This window comes from Enterococcus sp. AZ140 (assembly GCF_051714405.1).
Taxonomy (GTDB): domain Bacteria; phylum Bacillota; class Bacilli; order Lactobacillales; family Enterococcaceae; genus Enterococcus_B; species Enterococcus_B pernyi.
This window is the reverse complement of the sequence record NZ_JBIORU010000001.1, coordinates 2,671,499-2,694,184: the sequence shown is the minus strand read 5'-3', so window position 1 is coordinate 2,694,184 and position 22,686 is coordinate 2,671,499. Positions and strand designations below refer to the sequence as shown.

General features: G+C 37.0%; 24 protein-coding genes. 18 read left to right on the top strand and 6 right to left on the bottom strand.

The window, feature by feature from the left end; translation table 11 throughout:
- Nucleotides 1-3 precede the first annotated feature (3 nt).
- From IGJ39_RS12325 to IGJ39_RS12310, 4 genes are read left to right on the top strand one after another with little or no spacing between them, the layout of a single operon-like run.
- Nucleotides 4-1,056, top strand: coding sequence for a DUF916 and DUF3324 domain-containing protein (locus tag IGJ39_RS12325; protein WP_438765044.1), 1,053 nt, complete (start codon nt 4-6; stop codon nt 1,054-1,056).
- Entirely contained in the window at nt 1,037-1,786 is a 750-nt protein-coding gene (locus IGJ39_RS12320) for a class A sortase (protein ID WP_438764864.1), read from the top strand. Before IGJ39_RS12325 ends, IGJ39_RS12320 begins: the two co-directional genes overlap by 20 nt.
- Before the next feature lie 6 nt (nt 1,787-1,792).
- The gene (locus IGJ39_RS12315) at nt 1,793-2,263 is read left to right on the top strand and encodes a hypothetical protein (RefSeq protein ID WP_438764862.1); all 471 of its coding nucleotides are present in this window, start codon (nt 1,793-1,795) and stop codon (nt 2,261-2,263) included.
- A 6-nt stretch (nt 2,264-2,269) separates the two neighbouring features.
- On the top strand, nt 2,270-3,697 hold the full coding sequence (locus tag IGJ39_RS12310; protein WP_438764860.1) for a helix-turn-helix domain-containing protein: 1,428 nt from the start codon (nt 2,270-2,272) through the stop codon (nt 3,695-3,697).
- A gap of 233 nt (nt 3,698-3,930) precedes the next feature.
- Here IGJ39_RS12310 and IGJ39_RS12305 read toward each other — a convergent pair whose 3' ends face one another.
- The 3 genes from IGJ39_RS12305 to IGJ39_RS12295 all read right to left on the bottom strand — a co-directional run bounded on the left by IGJ39_RS12305 (nt 3,931) and on the right by IGJ39_RS12295 (nt 5,915).
- A complete protein-coding gene (locus tag IGJ39_RS12305) occupies nt 3,931-4,959 on the bottom strand; it encodes a peptidylprolyl isomerase (protein ID WP_010734188.1) in 1,029 nt (342 codons plus the stop codon).
- Between the two features lie 181 nt (nt 4,960-5,140).
- The gene (locus IGJ39_RS12300) at nt 5,141-5,488 is read right to left on the bottom strand and encodes a YtxH domain-containing protein (RefSeq protein ID WP_019722620.1); all 348 of its coding nucleotides are present in this window, start codon (nt 5,486-5,488) and stop codon (nt 5,141-5,143) included.
- The gene (locus IGJ39_RS12295) at nt 5,481-5,915 is read right to left on the bottom strand and encodes an HIT family protein (protein ID WP_438764857.1); all 435 of its coding nucleotides are present in this window, start codon (nt 5,913-5,915) and stop codon (nt 5,481-5,483) included. The genes IGJ39_RS12300 and IGJ39_RS12295 overlap by 8 nt, the downstream gene beginning before the upstream one ends.
- A gap of 135 nt (nt 5,916-6,050) precedes the next feature.
- On the opposite strand from IGJ39_RS12295, the gene IGJ39_RS12290 reads away from it, so the two are divergent.
- The 4 genes from IGJ39_RS12290 to trmB all read left to right on the top strand — a co-directional run bounded on the left by IGJ39_RS12290 (nt 6,051) and on the right by trmB (nt 9,838).
- A complete protein-coding gene (locus tag IGJ39_RS12290; RefSeq protein ID WP_010734191.1) occupies nt 6,051-6,788 on the top strand; it encodes an ABC transporter ATP-binding protein in 738 nt (245 codons plus the stop codon).
- Nucleotides 6,781-7,992 carry an ABC transporter permease gene (locus tag IGJ39_RS12285; protein WP_066025819.1) on the top strand — a complete coding sequence of 404 codons (1,212 nt, stop codon included), beginning with the start codon at nt 6,781-6,783 and terminating at the stop codon, nt 7,990-7,992. The genes IGJ39_RS12290 and IGJ39_RS12285 overlap by 8 nt, the downstream gene beginning before the upstream one ends.
- Nucleotides 7,993-8,293: 301 nt before the next feature.
- A complete protein-coding gene (locus IGJ39_RS12280) occupies nt 8,294-9,073 on the top strand; it encodes a phosphotransferase family protein (protein ID WP_066025820.1) in 780 nt (259 codons plus the stop codon).
- Nucleotides 9,074-9,187: 114 nt separating this feature from the next.
- Nucleotides 9,188-9,838 carry a tRNA (guanosine(46)-N7)-methyltransferase TrmB gene (gene trmB, locus IGJ39_RS12275; protein ID WP_010734194.1) on the top strand — a complete coding sequence of 217 codons (651 nt, stop codon included), beginning with the start codon at nt 9,188-9,190 and terminating at the stop codon, nt 9,836-9,838.
- Between the two features lie 53 nt (nt 9,839-9,891).
- Here the strand turns inward: trmB and ade are convergent, their stop codons facing one another.
- Nucleotides 9,892-11,631, bottom strand: a complete 1,740-nt coding sequence (ade, locus tag IGJ39_RS12270) for an adenine deaminase (RefSeq protein WP_066025822.1) — start codon at nt 11,629-11,631, stop codon at nt 9,892-9,894.
- Between the two features lie 130 nt (nt 11,632-11,761).
- Between ade and comGA the strand changes: the two genes are divergently transcribed.
- The 9 genes from comGA (at nt 11,762) to IGJ39_RS12225 (ending at nt 17,831) form a co-directional block, all read left to right on the top strand.
- Complete coding sequence (gene comGA / locus IGJ39_RS12265) at nt 11,762-12,688, top strand: competence type IV pilus ATPase ComGA (protein ID WP_019722626.1); 927 nt, start codon at nt 11,762-11,764, stop codon at nt 12,686-12,688.
- Nucleotides 12,645-13,694 carry a competence type IV pilus assembly protein ComGB gene (gene comGB, locus IGJ39_RS12260; protein ID WP_438764854.1) on the top strand — a complete coding sequence of 350 codons (1,050 nt, stop codon included), beginning with the start codon at nt 12,645-12,647 and terminating at the stop codon, nt 13,692-13,694. Before comGA ends, comGB begins: the two co-directional genes overlap by 44 nt.
- A complete protein-coding gene (comGC, locus tag IGJ39_RS12255) occupies nt 13,691-13,972 on the top strand; it encodes a competence type IV pilus major pilin ComGC (protein WP_066025824.1) in 282 nt (93 codons plus the stop codon). The genes comGB and comGC overlap by 4 nt, the downstream gene beginning before the upstream one ends.
- Nucleotides 13,953-14,420 carry a competence type IV pilus minor pilin ComGD gene (comGD, locus tag IGJ39_RS12250; protein ID WP_081308343.1) on the top strand — a complete coding sequence of 156 codons (468 nt, stop codon included), beginning with the start codon at nt 13,953-13,955 and terminating at the stop codon, nt 14,418-14,420. The genes comGC and comGD overlap by 20 nt, the downstream gene beginning before the upstream one ends.
- Complete coding sequence (locus IGJ39_RS12245) at nt 14,386-14,712, top strand: hypothetical protein (RefSeq protein WP_438764851.1); 327 nt, start codon at nt 14,386-14,388, stop codon at nt 14,710-14,712. Before comGD ends, IGJ39_RS12245 begins: the two co-directional genes overlap by 35 nt.
- Nucleotides 14,696-15,121 (top strand): competence type IV pilus minor pilin ComGF, encoded by a 426-nt coding sequence (gene comGF / locus IGJ39_RS12240; RefSeq protein ID WP_019722631.1) that lies wholly within the window; start codon nt 14,696-14,698, stop codon nt 15,119-15,121. Before IGJ39_RS12245 ends, comGF begins: the two co-directional genes overlap by 17 nt.
- Entirely contained in the window at nt 15,093-15,446 is a 354-nt protein-coding gene (gene comGG, locus IGJ39_RS12235) for a competence type IV pilus minor pilin ComGG (RefSeq protein WP_019722632.1), read from the top strand. Before comGF ends, comGG begins: the two co-directional genes overlap by 29 nt.
- A gap of 171 nt (nt 15,447-15,617) precedes the next feature.
- Nucleotides 15,618-16,625 carry a class I SAM-dependent methyltransferase gene (locus IGJ39_RS12230; RefSeq protein ID WP_065096629.1) on the top strand — a complete coding sequence of 336 codons (1,008 nt, stop codon included), beginning with the start codon at nt 15,618-15,620 and terminating at the stop codon, nt 16,623-16,625.
- A gap of 24 nt (nt 16,626-16,649) precedes the next feature.
- Entirely contained in the window at nt 16,650-17,831 is a 1,182-nt protein-coding gene (locus IGJ39_RS12225; protein ID WP_062806107.1) for an acetate/propionate family kinase, read from the top strand.
- 191 nt (nt 17,832-18,022) lie between these two features.
- On the opposite strand, the gene IGJ39_RS12220 is transcribed toward IGJ39_RS12225, so the two are convergent.
- Together IGJ39_RS12220 and IGJ39_RS12215 are read right to left on the bottom strand one after the other, a co-directional pair.
- Entirely contained in the window at nt 18,023-19,006 is a 984-nt protein-coding gene (locus IGJ39_RS12220; protein ID WP_019724192.1) for a LacI family DNA-binding transcriptional regulator, read from the bottom strand.
- Between the two features lie 12 nt (nt 19,007-19,018).
- A complete protein-coding gene (locus IGJ39_RS12215) occupies nt 19,019-20,497 on the bottom strand; it encodes a sucrose-6-phosphate hydrolase (protein WP_019724193.1) in 1,479 nt (492 codons plus the stop codon).
- Between the two features lie 230 nt (nt 20,498-20,727).
- Here IGJ39_RS12215 and IGJ39_RS12210 point away from each other — a divergent pair, with 230 nt between their 5' ends.
- Complete coding sequence (locus IGJ39_RS12210; RefSeq protein ID WP_195339036.1) at nt 20,728-22,680, top strand: sucrose-specific PTS transporter subunit IIBC; 1,953 nt, start codon at nt 20,728-20,730, stop codon at nt 22,678-22,680.
- Nucleotides 22,681-22,686: the final 6 nt, after the last annotated feature.

Sequence of the window (22,686 nt, the reverse complement as noted above, 5' to 3'; positions counted from 1 at the left end):
AGGATGCTATTATTTATTTTAAGTACTTTCTTGTTCAATGTGACAGTGTCAGCAAGTGAGTTCAATTTTGCTGTCACCACGACACCACCAAACAGTCAAATCGATAAAAATATCACATACTTTGATATAAAACTTGATCCAGAACAGAGAGAAGAATTGTCAGTTGATTTAAGAAATGATACAGATAACGAAGTAAAAATCGGTATTTCTTTAAAAAGTGCAACCACCAATTCAAATGTAGTCGTTGAATATGGTGAAAATTTGATTGAAAAAGATGATAGTTTGATGATTGATCTGGAAGATCATGTGACGTATCCAGAGACAGTGACGCTCGCACCAAATAGTAATGAAACAATAGTTTTCCAAGTCACTATGCCAAAGACAGCATTCGATGGTGTTTTAGCAGGAGGGATCACATTCAAAGAAATAAGCGAGAATGAGCAAAACGAGAATAATGAACAAGGATTGTCCATAAAAAATGAATATTCCTATGTTGTTGCGTTATTGATGAGACAAACTGAAAATGAAGTAGCGCCTAATTTAGTACTCCATGAAGTTGAACCAGGGCAGATCAATGCAAGAAATGTTATTTTATCTACGCTGCAAAATGATCAAAAAACATATATCAATCAAGTGAATATCCAAACCAAAATCACAAAAAAAGGGAGCGATGCCGTTTTATATGAGGAAAATAAGGAAAGATTGCAGATTGCACCTAATACCCGTTTTGCTTTCCCGACATCATTGAATGGTGCTGCCTTAGAACCAGGTGACTATCGAATCATAGCAACTATTTTTGCGAATGAGGATGAAGAAGGCGAATTTATCAGAGAAACAGAGAATGAACCAATCAAATATAAAAATTATTGGGAACTTGAAAAAGAATTTACAATTGACCGACAAGTTGCAAGAGAGTTAAATGCAAAAGACGTGACGATCCCAGAAGACCACACATGGATCTATCTTTTAATTGGAGTATTACTTTTAGTATTAGTTGTCTTGTTGATTCTTTGGTTGATTTGGAGAAAAAAGAAAAATGAGGAAAAAGAAGATTAAATTGGTGATCCATCTGCTCTTTGTAATAGGAATTAGTTTGGTTTCATTTCCTGTAATAAAAAATACGGTGACATTGATGAAACTTCAACTGGCAAGAATAGAAATCTCTTCCGAATTACCCCTTCAAGAATCAGATGAAGTCATTTATTTACCTACATTAGAAAGCTATCTAGCTGCTAGCTCAGACAATATCGGTACTGCAATCGGAGAAATAGTTATTCCTAGCCAAAAAATCCATGTTCCAATTTTTGCTGGATTGAACAATGAGCAGATGCTTTTTGGCGCAGGAATGATGTATCCAGAAAGAAAACCTAAAAGTGAAAATTTATTGTTATTTGGGCATCATTTAGGAATGGCAGAAGTTTTATTAGGAAATGTGAAAAATCTTGAAGTAAATGATCTTATTCATGTGAGGTATTTGTCAGAGTCCTTATACTATCAAGTCGTTGAAAATAAAATAGTGATGGAGACAGATCTGAGTGTATTAGAAAATACTGACCATCCTCAATTGACAGTAATTACTTGTGATCAACCGACACTTACAGATAAAAGAGTGGTTATCACCGCTAGATTACTTGAAGAGAAACAAGAAAAACGAGTAGAGTATGTCAATGAAACTCAGGATGTAAAAATAATAAGAAAGAGTATTGTGAAATATAGTGTAGTTCCTATTCTGATCATTCTGCTTTTCCTCATAATAGGGAACTATGCGCTTTGGCAATATGTGTGAATGACGATGAAGAGATATAAAAACATTTTGTTATGGAGTACATTGCTCTTATCACTTTTTCAAGTAAAGACGAGTGTCTATGCGGATGAAAATCAAAATCCAATTTATAATCCTGCTGATCCTAGTCAACAAATTGAACCTTTAGATAACGTGCATCTTATAGAAGATTCTAGTTTGATTGAAGAAGTGGAGATTTCTGAAGTGTCTGAAGAAAGTGTAGAGGCAATGGCTGAACCTGAAGAAACCAAAACGCAAGAGGTGGGAGAAGAGAAAGGAGCGTTAAGCAGAACCAGACAAGAAAGGAATCCTTTAAGGCGTGAAAGATTTTATTTGTCGGAAGATTTATTTGATGGCCAGGCGGTAGAAGCAATCATGAATGATGAACTAAGCGGGGGAGGAGGAAGACATACCGCTAATTTTTATTTAGATCTTGTCAGTGGATTAGTAGGTACAGCAATTTATGGAAGAAAGAGTTGATTACTAATGGATTATGGATTTTTACTAAGTAAAGAAGATAGAAGAAGCTATGATTTGCTAAAGTATCTGGAAAAGAGTGTCACTTTGTCTGAATCGTTCACAAAGTTGCAAGAAGAATTGAATTTGTCTTCTTTTTTAGTAAAAAAGACAATCGAAAATTTGAATAGTGACATTGACAACTGGGGTCTCACTGAGAGCTTCAAATTATCGATTGAAAATGTAGAAATTATTTTGGAAATCAACGGTGACTATACAAGTAATTATATTTTTTCGAAGTATATCCAACAATCTTTATCAACCACGTTGCTTATTTTAATTTTTAAAAGGGATTTTACTACTCTAGAAGATTTTATGGACGAGCACCATGTGAGCTATTCTGTTGCATACAAAACAATGAAAAGACTACAACATGAATTGGCTATGTACAACATCATTATTGAAAAAGGTAAGATGAGTGGAGATAGAAAAAACAGTTTGTTTTTTTTATATCACTTATTTTTATTGATCAATCTAGATTTTATAGATATCTATGATAAAAAGTTGATAAACGAAGTCGAGCGATTGATTGATTTATTGCAACAAGATTTCGTGTTCTCTAACTATGAAAAGCAAAAACTTTTTCATTACTTAGCACTTGGAATGATTGAAAATAGGAGAGAAGAGTTGAATATAGCAGATGAAATCATTCATTTTTTCAATGAACAAAAAATAGTGATGTTCAAAGAAGCACTGTCTTTGGAATCGTTCAGTTATACGTATTATCTTTTATCTTGGTTGTATATTTATAATAAACTAGACGACAGTTATGTCAATCGCAATAAAGATAGTCAAATCCAAGTATTAAATCATACATTTATCAATAAATTTGAAAAGAGATTCACCCGACTAACAAATGACATAAAAAATAAATTATCAGAAGGTCTTGCAAGAATCCATTTCACTAGTAAATATTACCCAATAGAAAAGTTTAATAAAATAGAAATCGATACGCATTTTTTTTATCAAACCTATCCAGAATTCTATCTTTTTTTACTCGAACATACAAAACATATCGCGCATGAGTTTAGTGCCTTCTCGAAAAATAAAAGCATTCTTTTTTTTAATTACTTGATGCTACTGATCCATGTGATTCCAGTGGAACACTTAAAAGTACCAATCAAAATTGCAATCGATTTTTCTTATGGAGAACTTTATAATGCGTTCATCAAAAAGAACCTAGCTATGTATGTTAATTTAAATGTGGTGATCATTGATCCCAATCTCTACCATCAGGCAGATATTGTGATCACTAATATGAATGATGTATATGATAGTCTTTCGACTAGTGTAGTAGTATGGCTAGACCCACCGAGAGTGATCGATTGGACCAACTTGACAAAAAAAATCCTTGAGTTACAAACAGGAGAGGAAGTTGAATTTACTGACTCTATATAATTTTTCAAATAAACATTATTAAACGACTCAGTTAAGACTTTTAATAAATATCATCAAGGGGAAATGAATTCAAAGTACCTGTATCTGAATGAATAGTATATCAGAAGTATTTTTATTGGAAATAAACAAAAAAGCCGAAAAAATGAAAGATCATTTTCGGCTTTTTTGCTCGTGCTTGTCTCACAACCTATTTGGCTATTATGCTTGTTTCATTGCTGAGAGCTGAGCAATGCTTATTCGTTTGTTGATTCAGTCGTGCTTTGCTCTGTTTCTGATGCTTCAGTAGAATCAGTTGATTTTGTTTCAGAACTCTTTGTTTCTGAGCTTTCTGTTGCTGAGTCTTCAGTTGAAGATGTACTTGTTGTAGCTGAAGTAAATGGTGTCAAGATGTTTTGGAATGCGTCATCTTTGATTTTTACATTCGCTTCTTTTAGTTCTTCACCGATTACTTTTGTTGTAAATTCGCTGTCATTCACTTTTGCTTGAGTCGCAATTTCTTCTAATTGATCTTTGAATTTATCCATGTCATTTCCTTTATCTTGGTTTTTCACCATTTTAACGACATAGTATTCTGTTGCATAAGTAGAAGGATTTGTTGCAGTGATCACATCTGAGATCTCACCGTCTTTAAGTTTGAAAGCAGCTTCTTTTACTTCAGATGGAACAGTTTGTGTTTCTGAATCAAACTTGATATTACCACCATCGTCTTTAGTTGTATCTGTTGATTTTTCTTTCGCTAGTTCTTCGAAATCTTTGCCGTCATCAGCTGATTTCTTAACTTCTTTTGCTTCGTCTTCACTGGCAACTTTAATGATTTGTGCTTCTACTTCTGGATGGAATGTTTCCCACGTTTTCTTCAAGTCTTCATCTGTCAATTTCACATGAGATTCGATCCCAGCTTTAAAGACAAGATTATTACGAAGGAATTCTTTGTAGCTTTCTTCTGTAAATCCTGCAGATTCTAATTGTGTCTCGAAGCTGTCACCATAAGTTTCTTTTGTTTTATTATATTCAGCATCTACTTCTTTATCTGAAACTTTATCATTGTATTTGCTATTGAATACATCATAGATCACCATTTGTTGAAGTAATTGTTGGTTAGCGGATTCAGATTTTGCTTTTTCATAAAAATCAGCAACGGTGATTGTGCCGCCTTTCATGGTTACGATATCCTTGTTTGTATCCCCGCCACCAGAACAAGCTGCTAGTGTTAGAATAGCTAACGCACTTGTCGCAGCTAAAATTATTTTTTTCTTTTTCATTTAAGTTTTGCACTCCTGTAATTTATTATTGGTTTTCACAAATATTACTATACCATATCTATGAGCGAATAAAAACGTTCTGACTGATAGTTTCAAACAAAATTCAAATTTTTGTCACATTCCATACATCTAGGTACATGAAAAAGACATATAGTTATCAAAAGTGCTTGATTTTTGATCATTATTGCACGTCTGTCAAGCTTTCAGGTAAATGTGCCGAAAGTTTTTCTACTTGTTCTTGGATTTGTGTAACTCGTGGTTCTGCTTGGAATTTGAAATTTTCAAGGTCTTTTTCGATTGATTCTTGAAAAGCTGGAATAACAGTTTCAGCTGTTTTTTTTGTTTCAGATAACGCGTGTTTAAAATGATTTAAACTGTTATTTAATTCGTTGGTTAATTCAGTTGCTTCATCTAATTCTGCAATCAATTTCTCTCTGGTCTCATTTCCACTACGTGGTGCAAATAATAATCCTGCTGCTGCACCAGTAACAGCACCGAATACTAATCCTTTTAGAAAATTTTTAACCATGAATCGTCACCTGCTCTTTGATTTTTTCTTGGATAGCAGTCATTTCTTCCGTTGTATAATCTGCTTGATGGTTTCCAAAGTGAATGGAGAAGTCATCTTGTTTACTATAACGCGGAATTAAATGGATATGGGAATGAAATACGGTTTGATAGGCTAGTTCTCGATTATTATTGATAATATTTAAACCTTCCATTTGCGGAAATGCTTTTTCGATGGAACGAGCGATTTTTGGGATACGGGCAAAGACATCACTGGCTAATTCCTCGTTGTAATCAAAGATATCAGTTACGTGTTCTTTAGGAATGATCAATGTGTGTCCTTTAGTTGATTGAGAGATATCTAAGAACGCATAGATTTTCTCGTCTTCATAGATTTTATAGCTAGGGATCTCTTGATTGATGATTTTACAAAAAATACAATTGTCCATATAAAAACACCTTTCTTCTATTCAAATTTCGTTACCTCAACTTTAACATAAGTTCATGAGAATGCACGTAAAAAATAATTGGACGTGATTTGCTTCGTGGTATAATGAAGACAATATAATAACGGAGGAAGAAATATGAGTTTAAAAATCGAACATGTTACAGGTGGCTATGGTCATTTACCTGTTTTGAAAGATATCAGTTTTAACGTTCAACCTGGAGAAATGGTTGGGTTGATTGGTTTGAATGGAGCAGGAAAAAGTACAACGATCAAACATATTATCGGTTTGCTTGAACCAACGAAAGGCAAAATCGAGATCAATCAATTATCCCTTAAAAAGGATGTAGAAAATTATCGTAAACAAATTGGTTATATTCCAGAAACACCTTCATTATATGAAGAACTTACGTTAAAAGAACACATTGAAGTAACGGCGATGGCTTATAACATTCCGATGGATATCGCGATGAAACGGGCAGAAAAGTTGTTACACACGTTTCGTTTGTCCAATCGGTTAGAATGGTTTCCAGCGAATTTTTCAAAAGGGATGAAACAAAAAGTCATGATTTTGTGTGCTTTTTTGATTGAACCATCTTTGTATATCATTGACGAACCTTTTCTAGGGCTAGATCCGTTGGCAATCAATGCTTTGTTGGAATTAATGGTAGAGATGAAAAATGAAGGATCGGGTATTTTGATGTCTACGCATATTTTAGCCACTGCTGAAAAATATTGTGACCGTTTTGTTGTTCTTCATGAAGGAGAAATCAGAGCAGATGGCACGTTAGCAGAGTTGCAAACTGCTTTTCGAATGCCGGAAGCATCCCTAGATGAAATCTACATCGCATTGACGAAGGAGCAAGGTTATGAATGATTTTTTTCAAAAAAGACTAGCAAAACATCATAAAAAAATGATGAAATATTTACGCTATGTATTCAACGACCATTTTGTATTAGTCTGTTTATTTTTGATCGGGGGTCTAGGCCTTTATTATTCTAACTGGCTAAAAACACTTGAAGCTCCTTTTTCGATGGGAGGTATCATCGTCTCATTGATTTGGATGATTTGCTTGATCGTTGGGAAAATCGCGACTTTTGCGGAGCCGGCAGATTTAGTTTTTCTTTTACCCAAAGAAAAAGAAATGAAAGGCTATTTGCAACGAGCTTTTCGTTATTCTTGTATTTTTCCTATGGTTTTTCTAGGATTAGTGTGTGGATTTGCGATGCCGTTAGTTGTGGTTTCAACCCAACAACCATTTTCGCTGTTTTTTGTTTATCTGCTTATACTATGGAGTTTGAAGTCTAGTCATTTACAAGTGAAGCGAGCAGATTTTTATCGTATGGAAGAAACACGTAAAAACCTGTTTAAATATGGTTGGTGGGTCTCGTCATTTGGTATCTTACTTCTTTCTTTTTATGGGAATATTTGGTTGGGCTTGATTCTTTCATCAGTTCAAGCGGGGATCTATTATTGGTTCTTATGGAGAAATCTATCCGCTCATTTGGACTGGGAAAAAATGATCCAATTAGAAAAGCAACGTTTGCACCAAATCTATCAGTTCATTAATTTGTTTACAGATGTGCCAGAGATCACTGCAAAAGTCAAAAGGCGCCGTTATCTTGATCCGGTGTTACAAGGAATCAAGAAAGAAACGAAAAACACGTATTTTTATTTATTTGTTCGACGTTTTGCTAGAGGATCAGACTTTATTGGCTTGTACGTACGTTTGACAGTGATTGGCTCGATCATTATCGCCGGAATCAACGATCTATACTTTACTTTAGGTATTGGTTCATTATTTCTATATTTGATTGGCTTTCAGTTATTACCTTTATATAGTCAGTTTCGCTATATGATCTTGGTCCAATTGTATCCTATCCCAGAGAGTCAAAAAAGTGAAGCACTCCAACGTCTTTTGACGTGGTTATTGACTTTTGTTGCTGTTTTATTTGGAGTGATTGCTACTGTTGTTCTTGATGGAAATGAGAGATGGCTACCTATCTTGGTCTATCTTGTTGTCAACGGACTCTTGATCAAATGGTACGTGCCATCGCGGATCAAGAAGATTGCGGAGTAGCCTTGAGAAATCAAACAGAAAAATTTTATTATTTTACGAGAATAGATCACAAGAATTGTGGGGAAGTCCGAAATTACTTTATGTTTTTTCGAACTTTCCTATTCTTTTTCATGGTCAAAAAAGGATGCACTAAACCTTATGAATAGGAAGAAATCACTAGGGACTTTTTTTATTTTGATAAAAGTTGGTTTTTTAGAAGGCAAAACATAGAAAAAGAACGTATATGTGCTTGACGTTCAAGACTTGGGCGACTAGAATAATAGATACTGCAAACATATAGTAGAGGACGGGAGAATGCGCGATGGAGTTTCAGTTAGACCAAGAGTGGCGGTTACGCCCCATCAAAGGTGACACAGGAAAAACATACATAGGCATGCGTGATAAAGACAAAGTTTTTATCAAGAGGAACACAACGCCAATGCTCGCTGCACTCTCTCGTGAAGGCATTACGCCTAAATTAGTGTGGACTAAGCGAACAGGAGATGGCGATACCTTGACCGCACAAGAATGGCTGGAAGGCCGCTTGTTGACGCCTAATGAGATTGGCCAAAGAAATGATGTCATTGATGTACTTTATCATCTACATCATTCAACGTCTTTAAAAACCATGCTTTCTCGAATTGGTGGTAGGGTATTGACACCCCAGAAAATGCTACAATACTATGAACAAGATTTGCCTGACAGCTTAAAAAACAATCAATTTTTACAACTCGTTTATCGCTATTTGTGCCAACAAGTTCCTTCGGTAGACAAGGAAAAATTAGCGGTCGTGCATGGAGATGTCAATCATCGGAATTGGTTAGTCTGTAAAAATTATTTATATTTAGTTGATTGGGATTCAATCATGTTCGCTGATCCAGCGGTAGATATCGCGACTATTTTAGGAAATTACGTGCCATTGTCTAGTTGGAATCAGTGGTTGATCAGCTACGGTATCCGACCAACAGATGAAATTTTAGAAAAACTACATTGGTATGCGGTGATGAACCTATTACAAGAAATCACACGCTACTGCAAACGTGAAGATTATCGACGAATGAATGAAGAGATTTTACAACTCAAACGAATTTTTAGTGGTTAAGCTCGGATATTCAGTTGATTTTTTTATTTTTAGGGGTAATACCAATAGCGGTTTACAATAAATTCAGTGAAATACAAGGAACAATCTTTTGTAGGAATAGAGAGGAAGAAAAAGATGCGTGTTCGCAACCGACCAAATGCAGCAGAAATGCTAGCCGCTCATCCAGAGATCGTCATCAGTGAGCCAACAAAATGGCGTGGAAAATGGAAAGAATTATTTGGCAATGATCAACCAATCCATATTGAGATCGGCATGGGAAAAGGACAGTTTATTACTGGGATGGCCAAAGCTCATCCAGAAATCAATTATATCGGGATCGAAATGCAAGTAAGTGTCGTGTCTATTGCTTTAGATAAAGTATTGGAGGAACCATTACCTAATTTAAGATTATTGCACGTGGACGGTTCTGCTTTGACTGAGTACTTTTCAGAGAATGAGATCGATCAGATTTATTTGAATTTTTCAGATCCATGGCCTAAAAAGAGACATGAAAAACGGCGCTTGACGTATCGTACATTTTTAGCTGTTGACGAAGAGATCCTAAAACCAAATGGCGAAATTCATTTCAAAACAGATAATCAAGGATTGTTTGAATATTCGTTGGCTAGTTTTTCACAATACGGGATGCGTCTAAAAAAAGTCTGGCTTGATTTACATCAAAGTGATTTTGAAGACAATATCATGACAGAATATGAAGAGAAGTTTTCTTCTCGAGGACAACGGATCTATCGTGTGGAAGCACAGTTTGTGGACAAAACCAAATAGAAAAAAGAAGAGAGTAGGAACTGTAAGTTCTTGTCTCTTCTTTTTTTATTTTTTTAGTCTTGTTGATCACAGACGGGAATCAAGTCAAATTTTGAAAAAGAAAAGAGCCCCATATCAGTGATTTTCAATTCAGGAATAACTGATAACGTTAAAAATGAAAGTGTCAAGAATGGATCGAATGCTTCACTTGCGCCTAAATGATGCGCTTGGTCAGTCAAGTTCAGTAATTGCTGATTAACTGTTTCATAAGATTCGAGTGACATCAAACCGCCAATAGGTAATGGTAAACAAGCTAATTCAGTTTGTTGATCTACAACAATCATCCCGCCGCCTTTTTGGATTAATTGTTCAGCAGCGTAGCACATATCTTCATCATTTGTTCCTACAACGACGATATTATGTGAATCGTGAGCCACCGTAGTAGCTAAGGCCCCCCTTTTTAGTTGGAATCCTTTGACAATTCCTAAACCAATATTTCCTGTAGCATGATGTCGTTCGATGACAGCAATCTTTAGTTGATCATCTGCCACTGAAGGAGTGAAAGAACCATGTTCGACTTGAACTTGCTCCAATAAATCGTTGGTCAACAAACTATTTGGAATAATCTCGATGACATGAGCGGTTGGTGAAGATAAAGCTAGTTCCAAAGAGTGTGGACCAAATGGTGCAACTGTCATTTTTGGTAATGCATCAATCGCTGGCTGAATTTTTAATTTTGTAACTTCAGGGACCAACTGTCCATCTATCACAACCGTTTCTCCTTGATGGAACACGGTATTGATCGGCAACTTTTTCAAGTCATCTGTTAAGAAAAAGTCTGCCTGATAGCCTGGCGCAACTGCCCCTAAATGTTGTAAACCAAAACATTCTGCCGCATTCAATGAAGCCATTTGGATGGCTTGTAGTGGGTCCATGCCCGCCAAGATGGCTTCACGGACGATATGATCGATAGAACCTTCTGTTACAAGATCATTGATCAATTTGTCATCAGTCACGAATAAACAGCGACGTGAATTGTCTGGTGTGATAGCAGGTAAGAGTGCCTGGAGATCTTTTGCTACGGTTCCTTCTCGAACCATCAAATACATTCCTAGCGCTAAACGTTCCTCCGCTTCTTGGGCGGTCGTTGCTTCGTGGTCTGTCCGAATGCCCGCAGTTAAATAAACGTTTAAGTCGTCTCCGTTTATTCCTGCGGCGTGACCATCGATTTTTTTGTTCTTTTGATGCATCAGCTGTAATTTATCGATAATCGTTTGCTCATTTGAAGCGACTGCCTGATAGTTCATTACTTCAGCTAGACCAAGTACTTCAGGATACTCAAGAAAAGGAGCAAGTGCTTTTGCATCTAAGACAGCGCCACTTGTTTCAAATGGTGTGACAGGCACACATGAAGGTAGCATGATGAATATATTCATTGGTGTCTCTCTTGCATCTGCCAGCATAAATTCAAGGCCCAGATTTCCGGCGACATTACCGATTTCGTGAGGATCAGTTACTACTGTTGTCACACCATGTAATAGAGAGATTTTCGCAAACTCCTTAGGTGCTAACAGAGAACTTTCGATATGCACATGACCATCGATCAGACCAGGAACTAAATACTGTCCTTTTGCATCATAGATAGTCGTACCTTCGTATTCCCCAATACCTACGATTCTTCCGTCGCAGACAGCGACATCACCCTCCATGATTGTTTTCGTAAAGACGTTGACGATTTTTGCATGTTTGATAACTAAATCAGCGGGTTGTTTTTTTCCTGCAACTGCAATGTGTTTGTTTAAGTGCGAATCCACTCTGAAACCTCCCCAAATAAATTTTTACTAGTATAACATAAATTCGGATTTAACCTATGATTTTCATTAAATTTTGTAAAAATAAACGATTCATCTTAAAAAGACGTATATTTTCTTGGAGGGCAAAGAAATGAAGATAAAAGATTTAGCAAATGAGATCATTTATGGAGGAGCTAAAAATAAAGTGCAAGATATCTATATTTTGCCATATGTAGAAGATTTTAAGGTTTATTTTCGTACAGGTAAAAGACGAACATTCCAAAAATCGATCTCCCTTGAGATTGGACAACAATTGATCGCTAGTTTTAAGTACCTGGGACAAATGGATATCGGTGAAAGAAGAAAAGCACAACTAGGCTCACTGACTTATTTAGTGGATCAACGAATGATAAGGTTAAGACTCTCGTCCGTAGGTGATTATTTACAAAGAGAGAGCTTAGTCATCCGAATACTCTATGCGTTGAGTGAAAAAAGTTTTCGCTGTTTTGTCCCCAAAGACTTGCAAGTTATTGAGCGGAGTACGAACAACCGTGGATTGTTTTTGTTTAGTGGGCCGGTCGGTTCTGGTAAAACGTCCTTGATGTATCACCTTGCTCGTAGGAATGAGGAACAAGTAATCACGATCGAGGACCCAGTAGAAATTGAAGAGCCATTGTTTTTACAGTTACAAGTCAATGAAAAAATTGATCAGACTTATGATCAGCTATTAAAACTAGCCTTACGTCATCGTCCTGATTTATTGATTGTCGGTGAAATCAGAGATAAAAAGACAGCAGATGCAGCGATTCGGGCAGCGTTGACGGGCCATCGTGTATTTGCTACCGTCCATGCACGAGATCTCAAGGGGACTGTGGCAAGGATGAAAGAACTAACGAGAAACGATGGATTTGACGAATGTTTGTCCGGCGTTATCTATCAAGAGTTGCTGCCTGATTTTAATGGACAACTGACGGCATTGTGGTCTTATTGTTTTTCTGACAATGAAATCGAAAGAAAAGAATGGAGAGCTAGCTATGAAGAGGCACAAAAAAATGTTTGGCAATCCTATCCATTTTAAAAAGATGGATCACAAACAACAAACTCGTTTTATCCAAACGATCGGTGAGTTACTCTTGAATGGCTTTAGTTTACAGCAAGCAATTGATTTATTGGAATTACTGCAACTGATACCACAAGTTTATGTCCATTTCGCTAAAAGAAATCTTCAAGCTGGCGAATCTTTTCATTTTGTCCTTCAGCAATTGGGATTTAAGCAAGAGCAACTCGTACAGGTGGAACTGGCAGAAGTCCATGGAAATTTAGTCGAAACTTTAAAGGGCATCGCTGAACAATTTCAATTGATTGAACAATTTCGAAGAGAATTAAAAAAGGTCATCAGCTATCCACTGGTATTGTTGGTCTTTTTAGTCGGCATTTTAGTCAGTCTACGTGAGCTCGTCTTGCCACAATTGCTTCAGACCGACATGGTCACCACGACACATTGGGGGATTCGATTGCTTCAAACAAGTCATTGGCTATTCTTAGGTGCCGTTGGTAGTAGTATTTTTTGTGGTTCAATGATTTTTTTTCGCTTGAAAAAGTGGGAAGTTGTCAAGAGAAGTGAGTGGATCAGTAAGCAATGGATGATAGGAAAGATCTATCGTTCCTATCAATCAGCTTATCTAGCACTAGAAATAGGCAAACTATTTTATGAAGGCCTCGACTTGAAACAAATTATTCGCTGTTTGAAAGAAACTAAAGAAGGAAGTTTGGTTCAGTCTTTAGCGTATCAATTAATGGAAGGACTCGAACTAGGTATTCCTTTGGCGCAACAATTTGAGCAATACGGTTTTTTGACGACCGAGTTTAGTCGAATCGTACTACAAGGAGAAGCCAAAGGAAGTTTAGGCAAAGAATTATTGTTTTACAGTGATTTGACACGTAAAGAATTTTTTCAAAAGATCCATCGTTGGTTGCACTGGGTCCAACCAGTCATTTTCTTAGGGATCGCTGCATTGATCTTACTGATTTATGCGGCTATCTTATTGCCAGTATATGGAAATATCGAGGAGGTCCTAATATGAAGAATAGAAAAAGAATGGCTCGGCTAAAAGGTTTTACACTGATTGAAATGTTGATCGTCTTACTCGTCATCAGTGCATTGGTTTTATTATTTGTTCCAAATATTTCTCGTTATCGTGATCATGTCAACAAGGAAGGACGTGAAGCAGTTATGCAATTGATTGATGCTCAAAGTGAACTTTACGCATTACAAAATGATGGAAAGATCCCAAGTATTGATGAGCTGTTACGAGAAGGATACATCAAACAGGAACATGCCGATGCTTATCGCAAAAACTAAACAACACCTCACCGAAGCTTACACTTTAGCAGAAACGATCATTGTCTTGATTGTCTCCCTTGCTTTCTTTATCTTTCCTGTCCTCTCATTCCATTCTTTAGAAAAAGAACAATCGATCCATCGTTTTTTTGATCAGCTAGAAAAAAGAATCGATCTCGTACAACAAAGTGCTATTATCCACCAACAAGCTACTCGTTTTTATTATGATCCAAAGCACCATAGTCTTTTATTTGAGGTGCCTCCTTACTCATCAATGGAGTGGCAAGTGTTGCCGATCCCTAAAGCTTTGACCATCCAACGTCATGCACCGATTACTTATGCTGCGAAGACAGGGAACGAAAGCTCGTTGAAGGCATATGAATTTTATTGGCCAGAAAAGAAACAAAGAATCATTTACCAATTCCAACTAGGAGGTGGTCGCTATATCAAAAGAATCCAATCTAGCTAGCTTTGTACTGCTTGAATCATTAACCGCGCTAATGATCACAGCCATGAGTATTTATATTATGAGTTCTGGTAATTTGTTCTTGGTCCAACAAGAACAAACCAAAGACCGAGAAATTCTTCTATTGAGGACATTGTATGAAGACGTGAGAAACTATCGTAGGTATGGAGAGTTGCCGACAAGACCAACAGAGTGGGAGCAAGGAACTACAGTAATCGATACGCAAAGCCAGAGAATAAGAAAAGTTTCAATCAGTGATGGAAATGAAGTGATCGCCATTGAACGGAAGAAATAACGTATCTGCTTTTACAATGATTGAATGTCTGATTGCATTACTTATTCTAAATACGATTCTTTTATCATTTGGTCTCTTTATTCGACAAAGCGAAAAGTTGAATACATTTTTTCAAAAAGACGAACAAACAGAATGGTTGATTTTCTTAGCTCAATTCGAAAACGAACTTGCTTCAAGTCAACGTATTTCGATCATTGAGAATCGCTTATATTATGAAAACGAGAAAACGTTCATCATAGAAGGCTATCAGCAAATGATCAGAAAACGTGGAACTGCTGGTGGCCATCAGCCTATGCTGACAGGTGTTAAGCGTGTCCAATTCAAAGAAGAAGATCAAGTGATTTTACTGCATGTTGAATTTATGAATGGAGATAACAAGTATGGTATTTGGACAAAGCAAAAAACATAAGCGGTTAAAAGGAAATGTGTTGTTTTCGACCTTGGCTCTTTTTCTATTATGTATATTCTTCATGCAAGGATTACTTGAAAGTTATCGTCTAAAAATAGACAGTTATTTACGCATCAAAAAATATTACCAAGCAAAGATCATCAAGCAAATGTTTATGATGGAATCCAATCAGTTGGAAGAGCAAGGCAAAGGGGAGTATGATTACAATGTAGGCACGGTCCAGTATACAGTCAAACAGGACCTAGTGGAGCTAGTAATAACTGTTTCACCTTTCCGATTTGAATTTACAGAGCGAGTCATTGATACAGATAATACTACAGATTAAGAAGTTCCAAAGCAATAACCGTTCTTTTCTGTAATACAGCTGTTTTGAAGGTGTTGAATGTTCGCTATTTCACAAAGAAAAAGGATGAAAACGATTGAAATTTTAGCGATTGTTCGTTAGAATTAAACAGGTAAAATAATTGTTATAATATATCTAGAAATGAGGCGCACGATGTTACCAGAAAAAATGGAACAAGGGTTTGAGCAAAACCTGGAAGCTATTCAGCTTTTACAAAACGCATTGGGAACTTCTTTTTTAGAAGCTTATGTTGAAAATGCCGAAAATTTAAGAGACAACTATCAAGTACGTGTAGTAGATGGTGTACCAAATGAAAAGACAACCCAACAGATCTCAGAGCTTTATCAAAAACTGAGTGAATTATCATTTGAACCGGAAGAGTGGCGTCGTTTATCGCAGTTGCTTTTGTTAAAGGGAAGTCAAACGGAGCACTTACAAGCAAACCATCAATTGACACCAGATAGTATTGGTTTCTTGTTTGTTTTCTTGATCGAACAACTATTCCCTATTCATAAAGAGAAAATCGGTGTCTTGGATATTTCAGCAGGAATGGGCAATTTGTTATTAACAGTTCTTTTAAACCTAAACATTGCTGGATACCATACAGAAGGTTTTGGTGTGGATATCGATGATACACTACTGTCTGTCGCGGCTTCTACAAGTGAGTTGACGCAAGCGAGTGTTCAATACTTTCACCAAGATGGATTACAAGACTTATTGATCGAACCAGTCGATGTCGCTATCAGTGACTTGCCAATCGGCTTTTATCCGAATGATCAAAAAGCGCAAGACTTTTTGACAAGCGCGACAGAAGGTCACAGTTATGCTCATCATCTTTTATTGGAACAGGCAATGAAATACGTCAAGCCAGATGGTTTCGGTTTGTTCTTGATGCCAAGCAATTTCTTGGAGACAGAGCAAAGCGAGTACATTAAAAAATGGTTTAAAGAAGAAGGCTATCTTCAAGGTATGATCCAATTGCCGGATGAGTTGTTCCGAAATAAGCAATCACAAAAAAGTATTTTGATTTTACAGAAAAAAGGCAAACAAGCAAAACAAACCAAAGAAGTACTGCTTGTTAAACTTGATTCACTAAAAGAACCAGAGAAGGTGACGAAGTTTTTTAACGAATTTAAAAACTGGAAATCAGCTTCCTTATAACTATTTACCAAAAAGGAGAGTAACATGTCAAAAACAATTGCAATCAATGCTGGAAGTTCAAGTTTAAAATGGCAGTTATACCAAATGCCAGAAGAAACTGTAGTCGCTAAAGGAATCGTTGAAAGAATTGGATTAAATGATTCAATTTTTACAATCAAGTATGGTGAAGGCCAAAAATTTGAACAAATCTTAGATATTGATGATCATGAAGTTGCTGTAAAAATGTTATTAGATCAATTGATCGAATTAAATATTTTAGGCGCATATGATGAAATCACAGGTGTCGGACATCGTGTCGTTCACGGTGGAGAAACTTATGGTGACTCTGTAGTCATTGATGAAGAAGTAATGGCACGCATCCAAGAATTAGCAGAATTTGCGCCATTGCATAATCCTGCCAACTTAATGGGAATCAAAGCATTTAAGAAAATTTTGCCAGATATCCAAAGTGTAGCTGTCTTTGATACGTCTTTCCATGCGACTATGCCGAAACACAATTACTTGTACAGCTTACCAATCGCTTACTACGAAGATTTTAAAGTGAGAAAATATGGGTTCCACGGAACAAGTCACCGTTATGTTTCTGAACGTGCGGCAGACATGTTAGGTAAACCAATCGAAGACTTAAAAATCATTACTTGTCATTTAGGAAATGGTGCTTCAATTACTGCTGTTGACGGTGGTAAATCTGTTGATACATCAATGGGCTTCACGCCATTAGCAGGTGTAACGATGGGTACTCGTTCTGGTGATATCGATCCAGCGATCTTACCTTATCTAATGGAAAAATTATCGATCGATATCAATGAAATGGTTGATATCTTAAACAAAAAATCTGGTCTTTTAGGGTTAACAAATCTATCTAGTGATATGCGTGACCTTGAAAACAATTACGATAAAGAAGAAATCCGTTTGGCTTATGATGTGTTTGTTGACCGTATCCGTAAATATATTGGTGGCTATGTAACAACAATGAACGGCGTTGACGCAATCGTATTTACTGCGGGTATCGGAGAAAATGATGGTCATGTGCGTAACGAAGTGATCAAAGGTATGACATGGTTTGGTTGTGAAATCGATCCAGAATTGAACAAATTACGTGGTGAAGAGTTAGACATCTCAACAAAAGACTCAAAAGTCAAAGTATTAGTCATCCCAACAGATGAAGAATTAATGATTGCACGTGATGTAGAACGCTTGCGTTAATTTGGATGACGCTAAGAAATTAGTCAGATTAACATAAGGGTTCTAAAAAAAGAGTTGGACATTGTCCAGCTCTTTTTGGTTTTTTGCCTAATTTAAATCAGCTGAACGAAGCTGAAGCAACGCCTAAGAAAAGTATATCTTCTAGTAATGGGAAAATAGAAGATATACTTTCATTCAAATCGCTGATTGTTTCATGTCGTGCTTCCTTGGATCAATTTCACTGGTAACACATAGTTGGATTCAAGTGGTTTCTCTGGATCTTGGATCCGTTGGAGCATTAGGTCGACTAAGATGTCAGCGATATCTGTAATTGGTTGTGCGATGGTCGAGAGCTGTGGGAAATAATTTTGAATCATTTTTGTTCCATCATACCCGATGATTTTTATTTCTTCAGGAATTTTAATATGCAACTCTTGACAGAGATTATAGGCTAAAATAGCAGTTAAATCGTCTGTACAAAATAAAGCATCAATTTTTTCCATTTCTAAAATCCGTTTGATCTCTAAATTTTTTAAAGCAGTTGAGCGGGCAGTAGAATGAAAATGAAACACGTGCGGCTCTAACTGGAATTCTTCCATAAATGCCAAATAGCCATTCAATCGTTGATTGGTCGGTGAATTTGATTCTTGGGAGCCAGTTAGGATGGCAATGTTTCTGGCACCTTTTAAATAAAGGTTTTCGGTAGCTAAGTATCCACCGCGTAAATTGTCACTACTGATAATTGGAATGCCTTCTGCTAAATAGCGGTCGAAGGAGACAATGGGTAGTTCAATATTTTCGTATTCTTGGATACCCAGATTATGCGCTCCAGCAAGGATACCATCTACTTTGTTTGCAGCTAACATGTTGAGGTAGTTTCGTTCTTTTTCTTTATTGTTTGCACTATCGCATAATATTGAACGGTATCCTAAATCAAATAGCTTACTTTCTAATTGTTCGACTAATTCACCAAAGAAAGGGTTGGCAACTGTAGGAAAAATCAAGCCAATCAATTGGGTGTTTTTTCCTTGAAGAGAACGAGCCAATGAATTGGGTTGATAATTCAATTCTTTCATTGCTTGATTTACTTTATCGATTGTTTTTTGGCTCAATGAGCCGTAGTTATTGATGACACGTGATACAGTGGTTGGTGAGACTCCAGCCTTTTTGGCTACATCGGTTAATTTAACAACCATTTAACTTACCCTCTATTCATTCATTTTACGTAACTTCCAAAGCGTTCCTGAGAAGGCATGGTCACATTCGATCAAGAGTGTGGTCTGTTCGCTTGAAGGGAAAATTCGGGCAGTAGCCGTTTGTTTACCGTCATTGATAAAGATTTCGACTACAGAGATATCAACAAAGATTTGTAAAGACAAAGGTTCTTGTGAAATTGTAAATTCTCTTGTGACACCATAATCTTCTGCAAATACTTCTCCTGATAAGCTACGATCTATTTTCATTTTACCATGCCTGCGATCGAAAGAGAGGATCAATCCGTTATTTCCCATGGGATCACTACATAAATGAATTTTTCCACTTTGATTTTCTTTAAACTCTAAGTCGATTTCGTAGCGATTTTGCTCGGTATTTATCTGTGAGACTGATTGATTCAAAGAACATGGCGGATCAATCCGTAATTGACTCATTTCTTTTACAGGACGTTGATGGAGTGTCCCATTTTCGATCGTCAACTCTTTGACGATACTTAAACAATGGGCCCAGCCAAATGGATCAGTCGGATAACTGATTTCAGGCAACCCGATCCAACTAACTGCTAAGGCACGACCATCAGGAGCGTTGAATGCTTGAGTAGCATAAAGATCAAAGCCTTCGTCAAGATTTTTAAGGGTTGAAGGTTGGGTAAGTTGATTCGTTTCGATGTCATAGGCTTCTCCGATGATGTAAGTATTCGGGTATATATTTTGATACTCCAAAATTGACTGTTCTAAGCCTTGTGGACAAAAGAGCAATAGCGCTTTTCCGTCAATGAATACTAAGTTAGGACACTCGATCATAAATCCCATCGATTGTTGCGTAAATTGTAAAGGACCTGCGTAAGACCAAGTGTCTAGATCGGGACTACGGTAAACTAAAATTTCCCCTTGTTTATTTTGATTTTGTGCACCCAACAATAACAAATATTCGTCTTTATAAAAAATCACTTGAGGATCTCGAAATTCTTGTGTATAGCCGTAAGGGGGCTTAGAAATCAGTGGGGTGGTTAATTTGGATAGTTCGCCATTAGGTTGCATCCATGCACCCAACTGAGACGAAGTGCGTGCCCAATTTTCATCACGGACATTGCCTGTATAGGCCAAAAATAATTTGTCATTAACCGGAAGTGCTGAACCGGAATAGACGCCATGACTATCATATGATGTGCTGGGTAGAAGTTTCAATCCTTCCTCTTGCCAATCGACTAAATTCTTCGAAGTCAAGTGGTACCAAGATTTTAGCCCATGAACAGTGCCCATCGGATAAGCTTGGTAAAATAAGTGCCATTTGCCGTTGAAAAAAGAAAAACCATTTGGGTCGTTCAACAAACCAGAAGGTGGTTGAATGTGGTAATCCAAACGCCAAGGAGAATGAGCTACTTGTTCCTTTAACAGTGTTTGATACTCTTGAGGCCACGCCTGATAAGCTTGATAACGTAGTTGACGTGTCCATTTAAAATTATTATTCATAAGTACGACTCCTTGTAAACGTATTCTATTATAGAATAGCTCGAACCAGCATCAATGTCAAACGTATATCATTATTGTTGTTTGTTTCATCATTCTCTCTAGTTATTTATTATAAAAGATAAGATTTATTTTTGATAAACGTTTGACAATTGTGAAGTGTCGTGGCATACTCAAGCTAGGATAACGGTTACAAAAAAATTGATGCTTAGATTATATAGGGGGGACAAAAAGTGGATTATAAAAAAGTGGCAAAAGAAATCAATGACGCACTAGGGGAAAATAATATCCAAGCTGCCGCACATTGTGCAACTCGTTTGCGTTTAGTATTAAAAGATCAAGCGAAAGTGAATCAAAAGGCACTAGATGCCATTGATGAAGTAAAAGGAACCTTTGAAGCAAACCATCAATTCCAAATCATTATAGGCGCAGGTGATGTGAATAACGTTTACGACGAACTTATCCAGCTGACCGGTACAAAAGAAGCGTCGACTGACGATTTGAAAGCGGTAGCACAATCAGGGAAGAAACAGAATCCTTTTATGTCCTTGATCAAAGTACTGTCTGATATCTTCGTACCAATTGTTCCTGCTTTAGTCGCAGGTGGGTTATTGATGGCAATCAATAATGTTTTGACCGCACAAGATCTATTCGGACCACAATCAGTGATTGAGATGTATCCTAATTTAAAAGATGTGACTAGCATTATTAATTTACTGGCTTCTGCTCCATTTGCATTTCTTCCGATCCTAGTAGGTTTTTCAGCAACGCGAAGATTTGGTGGCAATCCTTATCTAGGAGCAGCAATGGCAATGGCGATGGTGATGCCGGAGCTGGTCAATGGGTACAGCGTAGCAAATGCTGTGGCAGAAGGAACAATGCCTTATTGGAATATTTTTGGGTTAAACATTGCTCAAGCAGGTTACCAAGGATCGGTCTTACCAGTTTTAGCTGTTTCATGGATTTTGGCGAATTTAGAGAAATTTTTCCATAAACGTTTACTTAATGCATTTGATTATACATTTACACCGATGTTAGCAATTATCATTACAGGTTTTTTGACATTCGTTGTGGTTGGTCCAGTGATGCAAGCAGTCGGAGACAGCTTAACAGCAGGGTTGAGTTGGTTGTATCAAACAACTGGAGCAATCGGCTTAGGGATTTTTGGTTTGTTCTATTCACCAATCGTGATCACTGGTCTTCATCAAAGTTTTCCAGCAATTGAAACATCTTTATTGGCTGATGTGGCTCGAACGGGAGGAACATTTATTTTCCCAGTTGCTTCAATGGCAAACGTTGGACAGGGGGCAGCAACACTTGCCATCATGTTATTGACTAAAAATACAAAGCAAAAAAGTTTAGCAACTTCTGCTAGCATCTCTGCTTTACTAGGAATTACAGAGCCAGCAATTTTTGGTGTCAATCTAAAATTAAAGTTTCCATTTATTTGTGGAATGATTGCTGCCGGGATCTCCTCCATGTTCATCGGTTTTTTCCATGTACTTGCTATTGCTTTAGGTCCCGCCAGCGTCATCGGCTTTATTTCAATTACGCCTAATCAGATTCCTTTTTTCATGATAGGTATCCTGATCAGTTTACTCGTTGGTTTCACTACAACATATCTTTATGGAAAAAAACATGCATACCTACTTGCTAGTGAAGAACCGGAAACAGCAGATGTACCGAGTGATGCAAAAGAAGAGGAGGAACGTGTGATAGAAGAAGTAATCGTCGCTCCTGTTTCTGGTGAACTGATATCACTGCAAGCAGTAAATGACCCTGTGTTTTCTCAAGAAATGATGGGGAAAGGAATAGCAATCAGACCAACGGAAGGACTTTTATTTGCTCCAGCCGATGGTGAACTGACTGTTGTTTATGAATCGAAACATGCCTATGGGTTGAAAACAGATGCTGGTGGAGAAATTTTGATCCATATCGGTATTGATACAGTTGAATTAAATGGTCAAGGGTTTTCGACAGAATTTCAGGTAGGAGATAAGGTAAAGAAAGGCCAGTTGTTGGGAAGATTTGATCAGCAAAAGCTCAAGCAAGCCGGCTATGATGATACGGTAATGGTGATTATCACCAATTCTTTGTCGTATGAATCAATTACTCCTGTTACAGAAGGCACAGTAGATAGCAAAGAAAGATTGCTCATGCTACGTTCAAAGACAGAATCTAACTAATAAAAA